The sequence below is a fragment of the Clostridium sp. genome (assembly GCF_040797585.1).
GTDB lineage: Bacteria > Bacillota > Clostridia > Clostridiales > Clostridiaceae > Clostridium_Z.
The window spans coordinates 1-4,888 of sequence record NZ_JBFNEO010000206.1 but is presented as its reverse complement, the minus strand read 5'-3'; the positions used below and the strand labels follow the sequence as shown (position 1 = coordinate 4,888).

Sequence of the window (4,888 nt, the reverse complement as noted above, 5' to 3'; positions counted from 1 at the left end):
CCCTTGGAGAAAAGTTCACTGAGGAAATAGATAAAACTCAAAAGGAAATATTCTCTTTATCTGAGGAGGAGTTTAATATAAATTCTCCAAAGCAACTTGGTAAGATTTTATTTGAAAAATTAGATTTACCTGTTATAAAGAAGACAAAAACGGGATATTCAACCAATGCAGAGGTTTTAGAGGCATTAGGTGACAAACATCCTATTATAGAAAAAATAACATATTATAGACAACTTACAAAGTTACATTCAACCTATGTAGAAGGATTGAAAAATGTTATAGAAGAGGATGGAAACATTCACTCATCCTTTAATCAAACAGTAACAACTACAGGAAGATTATCAAGTACTGAGCCTAACCTTCAAAATATACCTATAAAATATGAAATGGGAAGGGAAATAAGAAAGGTATTTGTACCTTATAATAATGACTCAGTAATACTTTCAGCAGACTATTCTCAAATAGAGCTTAGAGTTCTTGCTCATATTGCAGAAGATGAAAATCTAATTGATGCTTTTAAAAATCACAGTGATATCCACACAAAGACTGCTTCAGAGGTGTTTAATGTTCCTATAGATGAAGTTACCTCATTAATGAGAGGAAGAGCAAAGGCTGTAAACTTTGGAATAGTATATGGAATAAGTGATTTTAGCCTTGCTAAAGACTTAAAGATAGCTAAAAAAGAAGCAAAGGAATATATGAATATATACTTTGAAAGATATCCAAAAGTTGAGAAGTATTTAAAAGATATAATAGATGAGGGAAAAGAAAAGGGATATGTATCTACTATAATAAATAGAAGAAGATATATTCCAGAGATTAAGGCTTCTAATAAGATAGTAAGATCATTTGGAGAGAGATTAGCTATGAATGCACCTATACAAGGAAGTGCAGCTGATATTATAAAACTAGCTATGGTTAGAGTCTTTGATAAATTAAATGATGAGAATCTTAAGAGTGAATTAATACTACAGGTACATGACGAAATAATACTAAATGTGTATAAAAATGAACTTGAAAGAGTTAAAGAAATTGTAAAAGCTGAAATGGAAAATGTTATGGATCTTAGAGTACCTCTTGAGGTGGATATAAATATTGGAGAAAACTGGTATGAAGCGAAATAGGAGGAAATTTTATGATGAAAGTAGGACTTACAGGAGGAATTGGTTCTGGTAAAAGTACTGTTTCCGCTATATTTAAAGAGATTGGTTTTCAGATAATAGATGCAGATTTAATTGCAAGAGAAGTACTTTCTTTATTTCCAGAAATTCTAGAGAAGGTAGTACAGGAGTTTGGAGAAGGTTTTTTAGATGAAGAAAGTCAATTAAAAAGAAGAGAGTTTGGAAATTTTATATTTAAATATCCAATGGAGAGAAGAAAATATGAGGATATAATAATACCTTATATAAAAAAAAGAATATTTACTTTAATTAAGGAATATGAAGATCTAGGTGAAGAAATAATTATTTTAGATGCACCAACTCTTATAGAAACTTCTTTACATAAGCAGATGGATTATAATATATTAGTATATGTAGATAAAGAAACTCAAATAAGAAGAATCAAAGAAAGAGACAATATGAGTTATAATGATATTTTAGCTAGGATTAACTCTCAAATGTCTCTAGAGGAGAAGATAGAAGAAGTTAATTTTGTTATAAATAACACAGAATCTATTGAAGAGACTAAGGACCAAGTTATGGAGATTGCTAGTTTCTTTAATACCTGTAAATAATAGAAGTTGGGGTATAAACAATGAAGCATATGAAAAACATTGCTTTAGTATTAGCAATACTTATATTATCAATGTCTATAATGTATTTTGCAATTAAAATAATCTATCCATTAAAATACAAGGATACCATAGTAGAGTATTCTAAAAAGTATGATTTAGATCCTTATTTTGTGGCAGCTGTTATAAAAGCGGAAAGTGGATTTAGACCAAATGTTAAATCTCATAAGAATGCAGTTGGACTTATGCAACTTACAGATAGTACGGCAGAGTGGGTTGCTAAAGAAATGGGTATGAGTGATTTTAAATTAGAGGATTTAAAAACACCAGAGATAAACATAGCTATGGGATGTTGGTACTTAGAAAATTTAAATAAGGAATTTAAATATGATAAGACTTTAGTTTTAGCTGCTTATAATGCAGGAAGAGGAAATGTTAATAAGTGGCTTAAAGATGATAGATATTCAAAGGATGGAACAACTCTAGATTTTATTCCATTTAAAGAAACTGATAAGTATATAAAAAAGGTAGAAGTAAACTACAAGATATATAAGTTTATATATAAAGATTTAGGTAATGAGTAGATAGAATTAAATTCTATCTACTTTTTTCTTGACATGATTAAATCATCTTAATATAATATATATGTAACGTGCAGGTGTGGCGGAACGGCAGACGCACCATCTTGAGGGGGTGGCGAGTGAATACTCGTATGGGTTCAAATCCCATTACCTGCACCATTATAAAATTTAAATATTATGCAGATGTGGCGGAATTGGCAGACGCACTAGACTTAGGATCTAGCGCCTTAGGCGTGGGGGTTCGACTCCCTTCATCTGCACCAATAAAATTCATGAAAAAGGATACTGATTTTTAGTCAGTATCCTTTTTGTTTATATATTTATAGGAAATATATTTTAGGCTATAAATTCATTAATGAATTCTATATATTATGAATAATTAAATGTTAAAATATAGAAAGAAGATTAAAATGTAAGAATTCATTAAGAATTTGAAATAAATATATTAAAAATTAATCTGTATTATAAAACTATGGAGGGGATAAGGATGTGGAAAAAGAAGATTAAGCAAAAAAAGATACAGTTTATTTTAATAGCTATTATTTTAATGGTATCTTCATCTATATTTGCAACATCTATAAGTTTTACAAGTACAGTTTCAAAACATACTGAGAACTACTATAAAGGAAAAAATATAAAAGATATTGTAGTTCAAAGTTACAATGAAAATGTTATACCAAAAGTTGAAAATTTTATTAAAGAAAAAGAACCAAGTGAAGAAGATATAAGATATACGAATGGGTTAATGGTGGACAGGCAAGTATTTTTAGATGATGTAAATCTTGGTTTAGGAATGGCTAATTTAGTAACTTATGAAAATGAGAAGAATCATCCATGGGATGTAGTAATAACTGAAGGAGAAAAAGGAGATACACCAAGTAAAGGGGATATTTGGGTTACCAACATTTTAGCTGATGATAAGAATTTAAAAATAGGAGATAAGATAAAAATAAAAGATGGAAATGAGTATAAGGATTTTAAGATATCGGCCCTAGTAAATGACTCTTTAACTCCAAGTTCTCTAACGTCCTATAACAATTTATATATAAATAAGGAGGACTATAAGATTTTTAATAATCTTATGAAATCTAAATATATTGGATATGACTCATCTAAAGAAGGGAATGATGCAACATCAGAGCTTATTTCTTATGTTGGAGATTCCATTGAGGGCCTTATATATGATAAGTGGATTACTATCTTTGCGGCAAATGCTACAAGCACCATTACAAGTGCTATAGGAATGAGTACAGCAATGCTCATATTTATTGTGTCAATTGTAATAATAAGATTTGTTTTATGGAATAACATCTTAAAGGAATATAAGTCTATAGGTATATACAAATCTCTAGGATTTACTTCAAAGGAGATAAGAAATATATATTTAAAAAGTTATGGCTTAGTTGGGATTATAGCTATAACCCTTGGAAGTTTTTTTAGCATAGGTTTTATAAATCATATGGTAAAGATATCTGTTAAGTATATGGGTATATATGAAGGTGATGCAAGTAATATTGTATTTATAGGTTTAACAATAGCTTTAATGAGCGCTATATTAATTACAAATATATGTGTTCTACTTAGAAGATTAAAAAAGATAAAACCAGTTGAGGCATTTAGAATTGGGGTAACTTCATCTAAAGAAAAGTTTAAGAAATCTAAGATTAAAAATGCTTCATCACCATTATCTATGGCTATAAATGATATTTTTAAGTATAAAAAACAGAATTTAATTATAGTAATTGTATTATCTTTTGTAATATACCTTTCAACGTTTTTAGTTAGTGTAAATTACTCTATGCATAATGTAGCATATAACGCATGGAATATATTTGGGATAATACAAGGAGATGCTACACTGGATTTTCCTACAGGAGATATGTCTTATAATAGGGCTTTAGAGGAAATAAAGAATGATCCTAGGGTTTTGGGAGTAAGAGAATCCTCAATAGATATAGGTAAATTCATATATTTAGATGCATCTAAATACAATATAAAAAATGCTCAGATTTCTACAACTCTATATGATACTTATGATAATAAGGAAGGATTTAATGTATCTATTTTAGAGGGAAGAAATCCAAAATCTAAGAATGAAGTTGCAGTGACAAAGAAGATTTTAGAAGATGCTAAATTAGATATTGGAGATTATATTAAGGTGAAAATATTAGGAGAAGAAAAGTCATTACTTATAACTGGTAGATATGCAAGTATGCTGTCAAATAACTATAGTATGAGAATGACTTTAGATGTAGTACCTAAAGAAATTAAAAATTCTCTTGATAATTTAAATATCAATGTGACTTTAAAGGATAAAAATCATTACGAAGAATTTAAAGAAGATTATAAACAAAAATATGAGGTATCTTCTATAAATATATGTCCAAGCATAATTATTCAAGCTAATAAATCAGTTGTTGAAACAGTTGTGCCAGTAACTATTATTATCCTTTTAGGAGTAGTATTATTTAGTATTTTAAATATAGTAAACCTTATAATGATGAATAACACTGATAACAGAAGAAATAATGCTATTATTAAATCACTTGTATTTTCAAGTAGATATTTTCTAAAT

The 4,888-nt window shown here is 28.5% G+C and carries 4 protein-coding genes and 2 tRNA genes; all 6 read left to right on the top strand.

From position 1 onward, the window contains the following. Positions 1-1,124, top strand: a 1,124-nt coding sequence (locus AB2369_RS11320) for a DNA polymerase (RefSeq protein WP_367666586.1), incomplete at its 5' end; no start/stop codon positions are given. An 11-nt stretch (positions 1,125-1,135) separates the two neighbouring features. Beyond that, positions 1,136-1,735 (top strand): dephospho-CoA kinase, encoded by a 600-nt coding sequence (gene coaE, locus AB2369_RS11315; RefSeq protein WP_367666585.1) that lies wholly within the window; start codon positions 1,136-1,138, stop codon positions 1,733-1,735. Between the two features lie 20 nt (positions 1,736-1,755). Continuing rightward, positions 1,756-2,316 (top strand): lytic transglycosylase domain-containing protein, encoded by a 561-nt coding sequence (locus tag AB2369_RS11310; protein ID WP_367666584.1) that lies wholly within the window; start codon positions 1,756-1,758, stop codon positions 2,314-2,316. 70 nt (positions 2,317-2,386) lie between these two features. Beyond that, a tRNA-Leu gene (locus AB2369_RS11305) sits at positions 2,387-2,472 on the top strand. Positions 2,473-2,492: 20 nt separating this feature from the next. After that, positions 2,493-2,576: transfer RNA gene (locus AB2369_RS11300), tRNA-Leu, on the top strand. 224 nt (positions 2,577-2,800) lie between these two features. Further along, on the top strand, positions 2,801-4,888 hold a 2,088-nt coding region (locus AB2369_RS11295), incomplete at its 3' end, for an FtsX-like permease family protein (protein ID WP_367666583.1).

What these genes read in the sequence shown, in the direction of transcription:
- coaE (WP_367666585.1), top strand. Translation starts at nt 1,136, where the DNA reads ATGATGAAAGTAGGACTTACAGGAGGAATTGGTTCTGGTAAAAGTACT.
- AB2369_RS11310 (WP_367666584.1), top strand. Translation starts at nt 1,756, where the DNA reads ATGAAGCATATGAAAAACATTGCTTTAGTATTAGCAATACTTATATTA.